Genomic DNA, 15,312 nt, shown 5'->3' with positions numbered 1-15,312 from the left:
TTATTAGTCCTGAGGTTGATCATTAAACCAGATTAAGGTAGCTATTCTACCTGTTTGTGACGTTCTTCGATAGGAATACAACTCATTTTTTAACTCAAAAGTACATAATCCAGACTGATAAACCGCTTTAATGCCTTGAGAGTTCAGCACAATTTCAGCAATTAGAGGCAAATTAGCCAGCCATTTTCCGTTAATAGGTTTAAAGGCTTGCTTACTTAAAGGGTACTTATCAGTAAATGTCTGGTAGACCTCCTCCCCAACTTCATAACACTTTTGACAAATTGATGGACCTATCCACGCGAATACATCAGATGTTGGGCTCATCATTTTATCAAATGTATTTTCAATAATACCCTGCGCCAGTCCTTTCCAGCCCGCATGAATTGCTGCAATCTCAGTGCCTTGCACATTGCAAAGCATGATAGGTAGGCAATCGGCAGTGAGAATCACTAAAGGGTGTTTCGCGCAGCGAGTTATGGAGGCATCTGCGTTTCTGTTTGAGTCTTCTTCTACAATAACACAATGAGTACTATGAGTTTGAGATAACCATTGAGGCTCGCCGGGCAGATGCAACATCTCCACAAGTTGTTGTCTGTTTTTCAGCACATGTTGCTCATTATCTCCCACCCCCAAGCCCATATTATTGCTGTCATAAGGAGCTTGGCTATATCCTGATAAACGTGTTGTACTCAGAGCCGTGACATTTTTTGGCGCCGGCCAATTAGCTAAGTTATTCTTCATAATGCGCGTCCAATGTGTTAAGAAGAAGGGTAAAATCATCAGGCATAGGAGCCTTAAACGTCAACTCATTTTCTGTTTTTGGATGAGAAAATGAGAGCGTCGTAGCATGCAGTGCTTGTCTTTTAAAATTTTGGAGTAAGGATCGTAACTCTTCAGTCGCATGAGCGGGGAATCGCATACGTCCACCATACAATGGATCACCGACTACTGGATGATGGATGTAGGCTAGATGAACTCTTATCTGATGGGTTCGACCAGTCATTAAGTTGATATCTAACAAAGTAAAATCCTGATATTGTTTCTTCACTGAATAGTGAGTGATTGCTTGTCGACCTTGCTCCTGAACGGTCATTTTCAATCGATTTCTTGGATGTCGTCCAAAACCAGTATCAATGGTCCCGCCAGAAATAAGATGACCTTGAACTAAGGTAACATAATGACGTTGAATTTCGCGAGCCTGCATTTGTCGGATTAAAGAAGTATGAGCGGTTAAGGTTTTTGCAACCACCAATAAACCCGTTGTATCTTTATCTAATCGATGAATAATGCCTGCTCTAGGTAAATGGTGTAAGGAGGGGGCATGATGCAGCAATGCATTTACTAAGGTATGTTCTCTATTTCCTGCCCCAGGATGAACTACCATATTTTCAGGTTTATTGAGTACTAAAATTTCATCGTCCTCATAAACAATGTTTAAAGGAATTTCTTCAGGGGCGCAATGATTAAAATCCTGCTCCGTTAAAGTAAAATCAACATTAATATCAATCAAATCTCCATCTAAAACCTTGTCTTTGGGTTTGCATGGTTTTTGATTGAGTATTATTGTGCCGCTTTTGATCCAATTACTAATTTGCGAACGAGAATAGTCAGGAAGTAAATGCGCGAGCACACTGTCAATTCGTTGATTGTGATACTCGCGTGGAACAGTTAATTGTTTTTGAATATGTTCTATCATCAAATCGTTTCAGTCTCAGCTGCGATGAGACGACCTCGTAATGAATTAGGCAATGCATCTCCGATTTGAACATCAACAAATTGCCCTATTAAATGAGCTGGCCCATCAAAATTCACTACTCGATTGCATTCGGTGCGACCAGAAAGCTGTTGAGCGTCTTTTTTAGAGTGGCCAGTAACTAATATTTTCTGGATACTTCCAGTCATCGACTGACTGTAACGAGAAGCTTGTAATAACAGCCTGTTTTGTAATATCTGCAATCGTTGCTTTTTCACATCAATCGGGGTGTCATCGGGTAAATTTGCAGCCGGTGTCCCTGGTCTTGGGCTGTAAATAAAACTAAATGAGGTATCGAAACCTATTTCATGAACCAAATCCATCGTGTCCTGAAAATCTTTATCTGTTTCTCCTGGAAAACCAACAATAATGTCCGTAGATAAACGAATATCTGGGCGTACTTTACGCAATTTTCTGATTTTTGATTTGAATTCTAAAGCAGTATAACCTCGTTTCATTAGGCCTAAAATGCGGTCAGAACCACTTTGTACCGGGAGATGTAGATGATTTGCTAATTCAGGTACTTCTGCATAGGCATTAATTAAATTATCGGAGAATGCCAAAGGATGTGATGTTGTAAAACGAATTCTACCTATTCCTTCTATAGCAGCAAGATAATGAATTAAAAGGGCCAAGTCAGCGATATCACCATTTTCCATCACACCACGATAATCGTTAACGTTTTGTCCTAATAAATTGATTTCTCTAACGCCTTGGGCTGCTAATTGATAACACTCAGCAAGTACATCATCAAATGGACGGCTAATCTCTGTACCACGAGTATAGGGTACAACACAGAAACTACAGTATTTGCTACAGCCTTCCATTATTGAAACAAATGCAGTTGGCCCCTCAGCTCTGGGGGCCGGTAAATGATCAAACTTTTCAATTTCTGGAAAACTGATATCAACAACGGGTTTTTTCTTTTCCATGCGCTGATTCAGCAAGGCAGGAAGTCGGTGTAATGTTTGTGGACCAAACACGATGTCAACAAAAGGTGCGCGCTTAATAATATCTTCACCTTCTTGGCTAGCAACACAACCACCTACACCAATAACCACATGGGGGTTTTTCGCTTTATATTCTCGCCATTGACCTAATTGAGAAAAAACCTTCTCTTGTGCTTTTTCACGAATAGAACACGTGTTGAGCAATATCACATCGGCTTCTTCAACACGTTCCGTTTTGACTAAGCCATGTGATTGCAACAAAACTTCTGCCATTTTAGTTGAGTCGTACTCATTCATCTGGCAGCCGTTGGTTTTGATGTATAATTTTTTAGCCATATCAAATCTACTTTAAAAACGTGTAGCCTGAGTGAAGGGCGCAATCCGTGACAGGGGAACGCGGGCTCCCCTTTGCTGCACCCAGGCTACTATATCCAAGGAAGTCCCGTATTATTTCATTAATGTACACTTTGGCAATAAGTTTCTTTAATTTTCGGTAAAATAATTAAGGCAATAAGCATTCCCAACGGGAGAATTGCAAGTCCTGTATGGTAAGCCTCTAATGGATAAACCCTGACATTCCCATTCATTTCACCTTGCCACATCTTGTCAAGAATATAGCCAATAAGAGGTTGTGCTATTGCAATACCTATCATGTTCATCATGTTCATAAAGCTTAAACCAGAAGCAACATACTTTTTATTGCATAATTCTTTGGCTACAGTAAAAGCAGGTAAAAAACCTGCTGAAAAAATACCAAATGCAAACAATAAAAGCTCCATATAGATCGCAGTACTAATTGGAACAAAAATAAAAAGTACAGAGCATATAAGTGCGCCAATGCATCCTATGTACATGGGGGGTTTGCGCAAACCAATACGGTTCGAAAATATTCCCCATAAGGGGCTGGCAATTGCCCAACCAATGAACACTAAAGAAATATAATTCGCTGCGGTTGTCTTAGTGATCATCATTTTATTCATCAGAAAGGGGACGCCCCAGAGACCACAAAAAACTGGAGTTGCCATGTACATTAGACCGCCATAGCTTGCGACTAACCAAAGTTGCTTGTTCTTTACCAATGCTAATAGACTTGGTATTAGATGTTCTTCTTCAATAGGATGATGTGTATGCACTATTTCGTGATTTTCAGGAGTATCTTTAGCAATAACAACAAGTAAGACGGCAAGAACCAGTCCTATAGTACCCATGATGAGCATACTGTGCCGCCAACCAAAACTCTCAATCAATAAGGCCAGAGGCGCTTCACCTCCAATAGCTCCGAGCATTCCTAATGTGACCATGAGGCCAGTAAGCAAGGCAAAACGTTGAGCGGGAAACCAATTCGCTGCAAGTTTCATAGTACCTACGGCAGCAAATGCAGAGCCGAAACCTATCATCAAACGAGCGACACAGGCCATAAAAAAGTTATCTGTCATACCGAATGCAATAGTACTTACCGCACAAACAACAGTCGCCAGAGTAAGCAATCGATGTGGCCCAAAATAGTCCATTAATACCCCGCCAGGTAATTGCATGGCTGCATAAGAGTAGAAGTAGACGCCGGATAAAATACCTAATGTTTGGCTAGTAACTGAGAAATCTCTCATTAATTCGTTACTCATAACGCTGGGTGAAACTTGTAAAAGACATTCGTAAAAATAAAATAAGCAACCTAAGCCCCATACCATCCAAGGCATTATTGATTGTATCCCAAAATTTTCTACTGATTCGGACCGTGTATTGTAGTGTGCCATTCTTTTATCATTCTCCAGATTCATCTATACGAAGTTGACTTGATATAGTCTTGGGATCAGTAGATTCAGCATCATTCTGATCTGCCATCCTGGCCTGCTTCAATTAATTCTCGTATGTGTAGTCCTTATTACAACGGGAACTTTTTATTAGACTAATAACACGCCAAACGTCACCTTATCAACAAGTGAAGTATGTGTGTATTTTGAATAAAAACTGGAAAATACTTCGTAGATCAGATTGTTAAATCTCACTTCGCGTGTAAGGCAGTTTTTTAAATCAAAAGTCAACCGGCAACGTTATCACAGAAATATGCAAATTACACCATGTAAAATATTAACAGTTTGTACAGTATTTGTCTATTGTTCGTTTGCGTAATCAGCTGGATCAACGACTACACGAGTTCCTTTCATGCCATCACCTGGAAGGTCAACAAACTCTTCATTAAGCCAACGCGCGTCCTCAATAAACATTCTGACACAACCGTGACTTGCTTTGTATCCGGGGACTTCATAACTCCCATGGAGTGCATACCCTCTGAAAAAATGCATGCAATAGGGCATTAGGGCTCCGCCATCATTCCCATCAGCTCTTCTAGGAAATACCGTGGAGACGCAATCTATGTCTTGTTTGCGAATAATACGAAAAGAACCTGTAGGGGTGCTACATCCCCCTATAACTCCGGTGCACTTTCCTATACCTGATGAAATAGGACCCCACCAAAGTAGCTCGCCATCTTGATCATATGCAGCCCATGCTAATTTTTTCTGACTTACATAAATTGTTTTTTCTCCTTCGGAGTCAATATATCTTGGGAAGGGAGAAACATCGTAGATAGTTAATCGATCGATATTTTTGGGTACAGCAATAGTCATCCCTGGCCGTAATGAGACGTTCATACGATTAATTCGTCGTACCATGTCTCGTTCTTCGGCATTAGGAAATAACTTTTCCCAGCTTTCACTATTTTTAACTTTCATACAAAAATAATCGGGAGAATTACATAAAGTTTCACCGTATCGCGTATAGGCGAAAGTAAGTTGACTCATTGTCCATAAACAAATAGAGACTGTCATTGATATCATAATTTTCATAAATGATCTCAATTGGGACTATTGTATTCACTATAGCGGCACTTTAAAAAATAACTTTAAGATTATATGAGTTACTGACAGTTATAGATAAATAAGCCTTTTTTTTCAAGTATTTATAATTCCATATATGTAACCCATAAAGATGGTATCCCTGGGTTACTTATTATGGATGTAATAAGATATAAAAACATAAAATCAGTAGGAAGTTCACGCATTAGATTCTGGATGGTCAGGAGAAACTTTTTGCCAGGCTTCGTGAACATGTCCTAGCAATGTATTGGACTGTGCTAATAGTTCCTTGTCATTATTAAGATTGGCCTTTAACAGCAAATATTCAATATGCATGTAGATTTGAAGTAAGTTCTCTGCAATTTCTCCGCCGTGTTCATGATTTAAACTGGTTTTTAAACCTTCAATAATACTTAAGGCTTTACTGATATGTTCTCCCTTTTGTTGAATTTCACTACGATCAATATTACCTTGAGCAGTCGCAATATGTGTACGCGCTCCTTGTAATAATAAATTAATTAATTCATGAGGGGAGGCTGCATCAATACGAGTTTGTAATTCAATAGTTTTATATTGATTTATAACTTGTTGATTAGAATTTTTCATCAATATTACTCCAATTATTTGGTTTTGAATTTAGGTAGATTCGACAAAATTTGGGTCAGTGTATTGCTGGTGTTTTGCATCTGTGAGATTAAGAGATCTACCGCATTCCATTGTTGATAATATCTTTTTTCAAGAGTGATGCTGCGATCATTGATGCGTTCTTGCATTTCGTCTAATTGTTTTGCTTGTGTATTTAAACGATCTATTCGTTCTGAAATCTCACCATCGTCATCTACCAAGGACTCTAAATACCCATCAATCAATGAGGCTAATCCATCACTGACAATAATTTGTCCTCTATTCCCTACGAGTCCAGAAAGTACGTCGACCGATAAGGTATTGAAGTCTTCAGTGCCATTTAGAGTAATTCCATCTGTTGAAGTGGCTAAAATGCCTCCTATACTGCCAGCCATACTAACGCCAGGAGTATATTCGTTTAAAATAACATCATATGCTCCTGCAGCAACTTTGGTATCAACTGAATTAATTTTAATATTTGGATCAGTGGCGGTTATTTTTTTTGCAAATAAATTGCTAATATCTTGATAATTATTATTAATCGCCTCATCCAATGTTTTGGAATTAGTTTCTAATAAACCATGTTTGTCAATGGTGATTCCCAAGTCTGCAAGACTTTTAATAGAGCCAACTGTAGTTAATGGGGTACTGGCTAAGTTATATAAATTTGTTTTTAAATCCCTTAACTTATCATCGCCTTGTAGAATACCTCTTTTTCTGGTTTCCATATCGAAACCGGTTAAGGTAGTGATGAAATTAATAAAATCATTATATTTTTGGACGAAGTCATTAATTAAACCTTTGAGATGTTCGACATCTTTTTTTACCGTTAAGGTAATTGTCTTTGCGGGATCGGCCTGTTGTAGGTCAAGCGTGATGCCAGTAATCGCGTTTTTAAATTGATTATTACTTTCACTAAGAAGTAAGCCGTTAATTTGTACTTGGCTGTTTTGAGCGGCCATAGTTTGGCTTAATGAGGTATTGCTGGTTGTAGGATCATAATTCAAAGCAGTTAAACTACCTGTAATTTGCATTGCATATTTTTCACCAGTTTGAGATGAGGTGAGTGTCAATCTTGAACCAACTCCATCTTGTACAATCGATGCTGTAACTCCAGCATTTGCAGTATTAATCGCATCACAAACTGCAGTAAGGCTGTCATTTCCTGAATTGATGTTAATTGTTACTGGGGACACGTCAGTATTTAGTGTAAACGTTGAATTATTATTGCTGTATGTACCAAAATTTATCGTGATGCTCCCACTACCCATCGAAGAACTGTTATTGGTGAAGTAGCCACTTACAAGACTTTGTGACTGGGCCAATTGGTTGACTTTGATTTGATATAAACCTTCAATTGCTTGTCCTGTAAGAGAGGCAGAAACATATCCAGTTTCGCTAAGTAAGCAATTCATTTTATTAAATTCGCTAGCGTGCGATAGGGTATCAAGTGTTGTTTGAAAGCTGGCCATGGCACTTTTTAGCTGCCCAAAAGCAGACAATTCGGTTGTAACAGAATTAAGTTTTTTGTCATGTCGCAACTGTAGAGGCATGAGATCGGCTTTCACCATGCTTTCGACCATTGCTTTAATATCCAAACCTGACCCAATGCCTGGAGTTGATAGGCCCATAATATTCCCTTATCTGTTTTCGTAATTTCAATGGAAATTACGTTTTATCCATAAATTGCATTAAACATGTTTGTCTATAGAACCACTTATTATCCCATCAAGCAAGTTTAGTAAATGCAAATACTCGTCGGAGGGTATTTTGCGAATTACTTTGTCTGAGATTTTATCGGTGACTATAGTTTGCAATAGCCCTGTGGCGTGATCTATGGCCTGTTTTGAATCTGTATCCAAGTTTAGATCTGATGTAGCGCATTTAGTCACAGGCTTAATGTTTTTATCTTTTAGTTTGACTGAATCTGTCTGTAGCAATTTATTATTTGCTGGAGGTATCGATTCCATAGTCATTTTCTAACTCCTTTCCCTTGATTAGAACGCTTAATCATTGGGATATAAATAAGCCGAAAAGCGGCAAGCGCCGCATTTCGGTTTTTACCGTTACATCTTTAACTATCCTAACAAGGAAAGAACAGATTGTGGCATAGCATTTGCTTGCGCCAGCATGGCTGTTCCTGCTTGTTGCAGGATTTGGTTCTTAGTTAAAGATGCCATTTCTGCTGCATAATCAGTATCTTGAATACGGCTGCGTGCGGCAGACATGTTATCAGATACGTTTTGCAGGTTAGCAACCGTAGCATCAAGTCGGTTTTGCAATGCACCTAATGCAGCTCGGTTATTGGTAACGCTATCTAAAGCAGAACTAATTCTCAGTATAGCTTGTTCTGCACCAGATTGAGTTGTAATGTCAATGCTATTAACCCCATTGGTATCCAGACTGATTGTGCTTGATAAACCAACATCAGCCACAGTACCACCCAATGTAATAGTTTGAGCAGCACTCATAGTGAGGTTTCCACGTAAGGTAGCAGCAAATGAACCCGCTGCAACTGTGAGTCCGTCAGTACCTGCAGTAAATCCAGTACCACTTTCAGTTACTGCAATATTTCGTCCATCAGCGGCAGTTAAAGTCATGCTACCACCATTTAGGGAAGCTACAACTCCAGTTTGACTGCTTACTGAGTTGATTGAATCCATAAGGTTGGTATTGGTCATTGCAGTGGCTACGTCTTGGTTGGTAAATATGTCAACACCATTAATGTTCAGGTTATAAGTATCCCCTGCAGTTCCACCTATAGCTCCAACAGTTGCACTACCACTAGTGGATGCAGTTACAGTTAAACCAGGAACACCAGCTGCATTAATCGCTGCTGCTTTGGCATATGCAGAGGAGCTGTCTTGACCGCTTGCTGTACCCACATAGTTTGCAGAAGAGCTAATGCTGATTGCTGAGTTAGTACCCAGAGCCACAGTAATGTCAGTAGCTGCGTTGGCAGTTACTGTACTTCCTTGCTCATAAGCAATACTACCTATTGTTGAAGATCCTATGCTATTGATTGAAAACGAAAGAGTTTCACCAGCATTTGAACCAATTTGAAGCGAAGCATTGGTATAAGAACCATTCAAAATGCTTTGACCATTAAATTGAGTACTTAAAGCAATATGGTCCATTTCACTTAGAAGATTATTTACTTCATTTTGTAATGATTGACGGTTTGCTTGGCTGTAAGTTCCGTTTGCAGATTGAAGTGCCAACTCTCTCATACGTTGTAAAAGGTTCGTTGATTCTTGCATTGCACCTTCAGCAACCTGTGCCAGTGAAATACCGTCATTCGCATTTTTTACAGCTTGGTCCATACCACGAATTTGTGATGTCATATTCGTAGCAATTGCTAGCCCTGCAGCATCATCTTTAGCACTATTAATTTTTAGACCAGATGATAATCTTTGGATCGCAGTCGCCATAGCGTTACTTGATTTCGACAAGTTACGTTGGGCAACTAGCGACGGTACGTTGGTATTAATAATTTGAGCCATATTATAGTCTCCTCAGACCTAAATCCCTGGTTTGGGACATTTGAAAATTGGCAAATTCCTTTTTAATGGCGAATTTACCGTACGCACAAAAGTTATCGGACGCACTGCGAAAAACTTTAGGTTTATGACTATTTTTTTTCAAAAAAAGAGGAAATTTATGTATTAAAATGAAAGTGTTGTATTTTTTGTACAGTTTGATTTTGTTGCTGATAATCCTGATTTTCAATTCTTATTTTCTCAAAATAGAAATGCATAACCTAGTCTACAGAGACTATATAAGTTTCATTTTTGCGAGAAAAATCCCTATCCCTCTTAATGTGCATTTCAGAATATTTTTTTCCGTGTATAATATTATGATTTATAATCTTAGGTTCCAATTATGAGTTGGTTTAAAAAACTATTGCCTTCACGAGTTAGTACAGACTCCTCCCAAAAAAAAGGAGTTCCTGAAGGTTTATGGCTGAAGTGTTTAGGCTGTAGTGAAGTTCTTTATAGTACAGAATTAGAAAGAAATTTAATGGTTTGTCCCTCCTGTAACTTTCATCACAGGATATCAGCACGTGTTCGAATTAAACAATTTCTTGATGAGGGTGGCCAGGAAGAAATTGCTGCATCGCTTGAGCCCCAAGATCGATTAAAGTTCAGAGATTCAAAAAAATATAAAGATAGAATTGCACAAGCTCAAAAAGCAACTGGCGAGAAAGAGGCTTTAATCATTGTGAAAGGGACACTATTACAGCAACCTGTAGTTGTTGGCTCCTTTGAGTTCAATTTTATGGGCGGTTCCATGGGGGCTACGGTTGGAGAGAAGTTCGTTCGTGCAATTGAAGTGGCTACAAAAGAACAAAGACCTTATATTTGTTTTACTGCCAGTGGCGGTGCACGTATGCAAGAAGGACTTTTTTCCTTAATGCAAATGGCTAAAACTTCTGCGGCTCTTGCCAAATTTGCCGAAATGGGCTTGCCTTTTATTGTAGTTCTGACTGATCCAACCATGGGTGGGGTTTCTGCCAGTTTTGCAAGTCTTGGGGATGTAATTATTGCTGAACCTAATGCGTTAATTGGTTTTGCAGGTCCAAGAGTTATTGAGCAAACTGTAAGACAAACCTTACCCGAAGGATTTCAACGCAGTGAGTTCTTGTTAGAACATGGACATATTGACATGATCCTGGAACGAAAAGATATTCGTCCAGTTGTTGCTGAATTGATAGCTAAACTAACCCGCAAAAGTGCAGGGGATTTAGCTGCCAAAGCAGTATCGTATTAAACCACTTGCGAAACGTGCGGTAGAGAGAGGTGTGTGAGTAACCCAACGCACAGAATCGAAGCGCGCACGAGCATATGAGGATTTGAGTACCGATGGAGCATCCATCTACTGTAGCGTTGCCAAAGAGGTCTATTGATGAGTGGCTCCACGATTTAGAAACTAGAACTACTCATGAAATACAACTTGGTTTAACCCGTATTATGGAAGTGGCAAAAAAATTATCTCTGCAACTTCCTGGTTGCCCCGTTATTACTGTGGGGGGGACTAACGGAAAAGGCTCAACAGTAACTGCTCTTGAAACAATTTATCATGTTGCCGGTTATAAAGTAGGTGCTTATACCTCACCACATCTTATTCAATTTAACGAACGTATCCGTGTCAACTTAACTCCTATCTCAGATAAAGATTTGTGTGAGGCTTTTAATATTATCGAAGTGGCTCGAGGAGAAACTGTATTAACTTATTTTGAAATGACTACCTTGGCAGCATTGTGGTATTTCAAAAAAATGAAGCTGGATGTCATTATTCTTGAAGTGGGGTTAGGTGGTCGTTTAGATGCTACGAACATTGTTGATGCAGCGCTATCCATCATTACTACAATAGATTTCGACCATCAGGATTATCTGGGTAATACCCTGGAGGAAATAGGCAATGAGAAGGCGGGTATCCTTCGTCCAGGTAAACCCTTCATTTATGCCGACGCGCATCCGCCTAGATCAGTCACCGATATAGCAAAACAACTGGGTGTTCCTGCTTACTTTTGGGGACAAGAGTTTTTTATTCAAGAGCAAAATTCTACATGGAATCTCCATTACAACAAACCTACGCTTTCTTCAGTTTTTGGATTACCAAAACCATTAATTCAGCTAAAATCGGCTGCTGCAGCGATTACAGCCTGTCTTTTATTGGCACATGATTTACCTGTGATGCATAACCATTTTCAAATTGCCATGCAACGTGTTTTTATTCCTGGTCGATTGCAAGTTCATGAAGATACCGTGAGCACTTTATTTGATGTTTCTCATAATCCTCAATCGGCAAGATTGCTCGCAAATACGTTGCGAATGATGAACAAAACAAAAGTCCATGCTGTATTCTCAGCATTGAAAGATAAAGATATTTTAGGTCTTATTATGCCATTAAAGGATTGTATTGATCATTGGTATCCGGCACAATTGCAGAACAAACGCGCGGCTAGTGAGGATTTATTGCTCACTTTTTTTAAGAATGCAGAAATTCCTGTAGAAATTTGTTATAATAGCCCGCTTGTAGCTTTTGAAGCTGCGTTGAAACAAGCTAAACCTGGTGACTTAATTGTTGTTTATGGGTCTTTTTTTACTGTGAGTCATGTAATGGCTAATAGGAGATTCAATGAAATTAGTAATTGATGAAAAGCTAAAACATCGTTTGGTTGGTGTGGCTGTTGTTTTATCATTAGGAGCAATTTTTCTGCCCGCAATGATGAAAAAATCAAGTCAGCGCCTTGAAAATAATTTTAGTGTAAATGTACAGTTACCTCCTAAACCTACTAGCCCTAATGTAGTGATGACTGACGAAAAGGAAATGTTTGAAACGATTAAAGTGGCTAAGGTTGAAATTCCTCCTGCTGCAGCACATAAAGGGTCTGATCTGGGTAAAGAAGACTTCATTCAATCCATTCAAGGAGCAGATGATGCGGCTGTTTCTGTTGCTAAAGCAGAGTCTGTACCCAATGTCGATACTGTAGCGAAGCCAATTGAGCTCGCTTTAAGTAATGCTGCAAAAAATGTTGTTAAAAAACAAATAAATGTAGCAACTCAAGCTAAACCAGTTAAACCGATTGCAAAAGTAAATGTCGCACCAATTAAAAAGCCAGTGGTAGCTAAAGTAAATAACAGAAGTGCTTCGACTAAACGGAGTATTTATGCTGTTCAATTGGCTTCATTTTCACAATTAGCCAATGCTCAAGCCTTGGTTAATAAATTACGTGCTAAGGGTTATAAGGCAAACTACATCAAAACTGCTGGAAGACAGGGGCCTGTTTATAAAGTCTATGCCGGACACTCACCTGTTAGAAATGATGTAATGAAATTAAAAGTTCAACTAGCAAGTGCCATGCAGTTGAATGGTTTCATAGTCAATACCGGAGTTAGCTAATGATGCAATTTCAATGGGTTGATTTAATTTTAATAATAGTTATTGGTTTATCCACTATTACTGGTTTATTAAGAGGATTCATTAAAGAATTTATTGCTTTAGGAATATGGATATTAGCGGTTTGGGCCGGCTACAACTATTCAGGTAGCCTCAATCCTTATTTGCAATCCTATATACAAGATCAATCAGTTCGTTCAATAATTGGATTCATTGTTGTTGTTCTTGGAGTTTTAATTACAGGTGGTATCGCTAATGCAATACTTGGTCTGTTCTTGAGAGGCAGCGGTTTAGGGGCTATGGACAAAGTTTTAGGCGGTGGTTTTGGCTTTGCCCGTGGAGTCTTTATTCTTTCACTTATTTTTGCAGTGCTCAGTATGACTTCTATGCCTTATCAGCAATATGTCCAAAGTTCTAGAGTCTATAATCAACTTTTACCAGTAATAAGTTGGGTTTCTGGATATTTACCTGGGCTTATTAATAAAGCAAAACAAACCGTATCAATCAATGAGTCTTTTAATCTTATCGATATAATTCCTGAGACTTAATATATTCATATATTCTATAAGGGAGCTTGTCTTGAACATCTGCTCCCTTTTTTATTGCTTCACGAAGCGCGGTAGAAGAAATTTCATAATGTCCCGCGTCAAATAGAAATACGTTCCCAGCTTGAGCATTCAGAACTTGATCCTTGCTTGTTCTTTGATATTTTTTCAAAAATCTTTGCATGATTTCAGGGAGGGCTTTATCCGCAAACTCTATTCTATTGATGACCAACAAATTTGCCAGAGTAATGATTTTCTCCCATTGATACCAATGAGGCAATGAAAGAAAGGCATCGTACCCGATAATCAATGTGATGGATGCATTAGGATATTCCAATCTGAAACTATGTAGGGTTTCAACCATATAGGACGGGGTATCACGTTCTATCTCTCGTAAATCAAGTTTAAAGTCGGGTATTTCTTGTATAGCAAGTTTTATCATCTCTATTCGTTGCGCTTTATTAGCTAGAGAGGGCGGTTTTATAGTGGGTACTTTACAAGGAAGAAAAATATAGGAATCAAATTTAAAATAGCTTTGTATGGATATGCTGGCCTGCAAGTGCCCATTATGAATGGGATCAAATGTACCGCCAAAAATAGCTATGCTATGCATGCGTCACCTATTAGTTTACCCAAACAAAGTGAAAGAGTAGCGTTTTCTAGAGAATTCCATATCTGTGTATATTGGTTGCTCGACTTAATTCGTTCATCGATTGAATAGCAGTATCTATGAAGCTGTTGCAACATGGGCTTATTGAGTCGATTACAGCAAGCCTTATAAAGATTAATGCGTTGAGGCCAAATTTTTAATTGGCTGCAAGCACTTTGAATATCAATTTTTTGTTCTATTAAATAAGATAGCTGCATGATCAATCGTATTTCTTGACTCAGTAACCATAAGACTAAAGTTGCTTCCGTCTTATTATTGGCGGCATGCCGTAAAATCTGAATTGCTTTATCACCTTGACCAAGCAAGCATGCATCGACTAATTCGAAAAGATCGTGCTCACATTGATCGGATAAATGTTCTAGTACGTGTTGTGTCTCAATTTTGCTATTCGGAATACTTGATAAGGCTATTTTTTCAATGACTTGGGAACAAGCTAACATATTTCCCTGGGTATATTGTTGAATTAGATCGGGAACCTGGGGATCATAACTCATGGCGTTCTTTTTTAACTGCATCGCTATCCAACTTTTTATTGCGTCTGAATTAAGTGGATAAGCAAGGACAAGCACGACATGTTCATGAGAAGATAACCATTGCAGCTGTTTTGCGGGTACATTCGGTGCTCTAATAACAATAAAGCAACGTGAATTAATCGAGTTGAGGTATTCAGTTAAAATTTTCTTTCCAGTAGCATCTACTGATTTCTTATCATAAAAAATATTTAAGAACACAGTATCCGAAAATAAAGAGTAACTATTAGCCTCTTCTTTGACGTCATTCCATTCTTCCGCGGACTGAATGGATATAATTTTTTCATCAAAATGATACTTTGTTTTAAGAGCGGATTTTATGGTGGCTAAAGACTCTTCCAATAAGTAATTATCTTGCCCGATAATCATATAGAGCGGTGCTATTTTTTTTTGTACTTGCTGAGCAAGCATTTGTGGTTTGATTTGCATGATAACTTTAGCTTGAGTTATGTATGTGTGGTTTTTTTTCTTTACTCAAGCTA

At 38.6% G+C, this 15,312-nt stretch carries 15 protein-coding genes; 4 read left to right on the top strand and 11 right to left on the bottom strand.

Annotated elements, in window-relative coordinates; translation table 11 throughout:
* Window positions 1-3: 3 nt before the first annotated feature.
* From pgeF to ACWTEW_RS34820, 9 genes are all read right to left on the bottom strand, one after another.
* On the bottom strand, window positions 4-741 hold the full coding sequence (pgeF, locus tag ACWTEW_RS34860; protein ID WP_454782566.1) for a peptidoglycan editing factor PgeF: 738 nt from the start codon (window positions 739-741) through the stop codon (window positions 4-6).
* Window positions 731-1,696: a 23S rRNA pseudouridine(1911/1915/1917) synthase RluD gene (gene rluD / locus ACWTEW_RS34855; RefSeq protein WP_454782565.1), complete on the bottom strand. Its 966-nt coding sequence runs from the start codon at window positions 1,694-1,696 to the stop codon at window positions 731-733. Before rluD ends, pgeF begins: the two co-directional genes overlap by 11 nt.
* Entirely contained in the window at window positions 1,696-3,039 is a 1,344-nt protein-coding gene (gene miaB, locus ACWTEW_RS34850) for a tRNA (N6-isopentenyl adenosine(37)-C2)-methylthiotransferase MiaB (protein ID WP_454782564.1), read from the bottom strand. The genes rluD and miaB overlap by 1 nt, the downstream gene beginning before the upstream one ends.
* Window positions 3,040-3,158: 119 nt before the next feature.
* A complete protein-coding gene (locus ACWTEW_RS34845; RefSeq protein WP_454782563.1) occupies window positions 3,159-4,457 on the bottom strand; it encodes an MFS transporter in 1,299 nt (432 codons plus the stop codon).
* Between the two features lie 357 nt (window positions 4,458-4,814).
* Window positions 4,815-5,549: a L,D-transpeptidase gene (locus ACWTEW_RS34840; RefSeq protein ID WP_454782562.1), complete on the bottom strand. Its 735-nt coding sequence runs from the start codon at window positions 5,547-5,549 to the stop codon at window positions 4,815-4,817.
* A 207-nt stretch (window positions 5,550-5,756) separates the two neighbouring features.
* Window positions 5,757-6,164, bottom strand: coding sequence for a flagellar export chaperone FliS (gene fliS, locus ACWTEW_RS34835; RefSeq protein ID WP_454782561.1), 408 nt, complete (start codon window positions 6,162-6,164; stop codon window positions 5,757-5,759).
* Between the two features lie 14 nt (window positions 6,165-6,178).
* On the bottom strand, window positions 6,179-7,813 hold the full coding sequence (gene fliD, locus ACWTEW_RS34830) for a flagellar filament capping protein FliD (protein WP_454782560.1): 1,635 nt from the start codon (window positions 7,811-7,813) through the stop codon (window positions 6,179-6,181).
* Window positions 7,814-7,873: 60 nt separating this feature from the next.
* The gene (locus tag ACWTEW_RS34825) at window positions 7,874-8,158 is read right to left on the bottom strand and encodes a flagellar protein FlaG (protein WP_182393348.1); all 285 of its coding nucleotides are present in this window, start codon (window positions 8,156-8,158) and stop codon (window positions 7,874-7,876) included.
* Between the two features lie 102 nt (window positions 8,159-8,260).
* Complete coding sequence (locus tag ACWTEW_RS34820; RefSeq protein ID WP_454782559.1) at window positions 8,261-9,685, bottom strand: flagellin N-terminal helical domain-containing protein; 1,425 nt, start codon at window positions 9,683-9,685, stop codon at window positions 8,261-8,263.
* 379 nt (window positions 9,686-10,064) lie between these two features.
* Here ACWTEW_RS34820 and accD point away from each other — a divergent pair, with 379 nt between their 5' ends.
* From accD to ACWTEW_RS34800, 4 genes are all read left to right on the top strand, one after another.
* Complete coding sequence (accD, locus tag ACWTEW_RS34815) at window positions 10,065-10,952, top strand: acetyl-CoA carboxylase, carboxyltransferase subunit beta (protein WP_454782558.1); 888 nt, start codon at window positions 10,065-10,067, stop codon at window positions 10,950-10,952.
* A gap of 92 nt (window positions 10,953-11,044) precedes the next feature.
* Entirely contained in the window at window positions 11,045-12,340 is a 1,296-nt protein-coding gene (gene folC / locus ACWTEW_RS34810) for a bifunctional tetrahydrofolate synthase/dihydrofolate synthase (RefSeq protein WP_454782557.1), read from the top strand.
* On the top strand, window positions 12,324-13,088 hold the full coding sequence (locus ACWTEW_RS34805) for an SPOR domain-containing protein (RefSeq protein WP_454782556.1): 765 nt from the start codon (window positions 12,324-12,326) through the stop codon (window positions 13,086-13,088). Before folC ends, ACWTEW_RS34805 begins: the two co-directional genes overlap by 17 nt.
* On the top strand, window positions 13,088-13,633 hold the full coding sequence (locus ACWTEW_RS34800) for a CvpA family protein (RefSeq protein ID WP_454782555.1): 546 nt from the start codon (window positions 13,088-13,090) through the stop codon (window positions 13,631-13,633). Before ACWTEW_RS34805 ends, ACWTEW_RS34800 begins: the two co-directional genes overlap by 1 nt.
* Here ACWTEW_RS34800 and nadD read toward each other — a convergent pair.
* A complete protein-coding gene (nadD, locus tag ACWTEW_RS34795) occupies window positions 13,608-14,243 on the bottom strand; it encodes a nicotinate-nucleotide adenylyltransferase (RefSeq protein ID WP_454782554.1) in 636 nt (211 codons plus the stop codon). The genes ACWTEW_RS34800 and nadD overlap by 26 nt on opposite strands.
* Window positions 14,231-15,259, bottom strand: coding sequence for a DNA polymerase III subunit delta (gene holA, locus ACWTEW_RS34790; RefSeq protein WP_454782553.1), 1,029 nt, complete (start codon window positions 15,257-15,259; stop codon window positions 14,231-14,233). Before holA ends, nadD begins: the two co-directional genes overlap by 13 nt.
* Window positions 15,260-15,312 lie beyond the last annotated feature (53 nt).

The organism is Legionella stuttgartensis (assembly GCF_977063405.2).
Note: the sequence above shows the minus strand (reverse complement) of the source record. Positions and strands in the feature narration are given on the sequence as shown.

Bases quoted from the DNA above. Each gene is read 5' to 3' on its own strand.
- pgeF (WP_454782566.1), bottom strand. From the start codon at position 741: ATGAAGAATAACTTAGCTAATTGGCCGGCGCCAAAAAATGTCACGGCT.
- rluD (WP_454782565.1), bottom strand. From the start codon at position 1,696: ATGATAGAACATATTCAAAAACAATTAACTGTTCCACGCGAGTATCAC.
- miaB (WP_454782564.1), bottom strand. From the start codon at position 3,039: ATGGCTAAAAAATTATACATCAAAACCAACGGCTGCCAGATGAATGAG.
- ACWTEW_RS34845 (WP_454782563.1), bottom strand. From the start codon at position 4,457: ATGGCACACTACAATACACGGTCCGAATCAGTAGAAAATTTTGGGATA.
- ACWTEW_RS34840 (WP_454782562.1), bottom strand. From the start codon at position 5,549: ATGAAAATTATGATATCAATGACAGTCTCTATTTGTTTATGGACAATG.
- fliS (WP_454782561.1), bottom strand. From the start codon at position 6,164: ATGAAAAATTCTAATCAACAAGTTATAAATCAATATAAAACTATTGAA.
- fliD (WP_454782560.1), bottom strand. From the start codon at position 7,813: ATGGGCCTATCAACTCCAGGCATTGGGTCAGGTTTGGATATTAAAGCA.
- ACWTEW_RS34825 (WP_182393348.1), bottom strand. From the start codon at position 8,158: ATGACTATGGAATCGATACCTCCAGCAAATAATAAATTGCTACAGACA.
- ACWTEW_RS34820 (WP_454782559.1), bottom strand. From the start codon at position 9,685: ATGGCTCAAATTATTAATACCAACGTACCGTCGCTAGTTGCCCAACGT.
- accD (WP_454782558.1), top strand. From the start codon at position 10,065: ATGAGTTGGTTTAAAAAACTATTGCCTTCACGAGTTAGTACAGACTCC.
- folC (WP_454782557.1), top strand. From the start codon at position 11,045: ATGGAGCATCCATCTACTGTAGCGTTGCCAAAGAGGTCTATTGATGAG.
- ACWTEW_RS34805 (WP_454782556.1), top strand. From the start codon at position 12,324: ATGAAATTAGTAATTGATGAAAAGCTAAAACATCGTTTGGTTGGTGTG.
- ACWTEW_RS34800 (WP_454782555.1), top strand. From the start codon at position 13,088: ATGATGCAATTTCAATGGGTTGATTTAATTTTAATAATAGTTATTGGT.
- nadD (WP_454782554.1), bottom strand. From the start codon at position 14,243: ATGCATAGCATAGCTATTTTTGGCGGTACATTTGATCCCATTCATAAT.
- holA (WP_454782553.1), bottom strand. From the start codon at position 15,259: ATGCAAATCAAACCACAAATGCTTGCTCAGCAAGTACAAAAAAAAATA.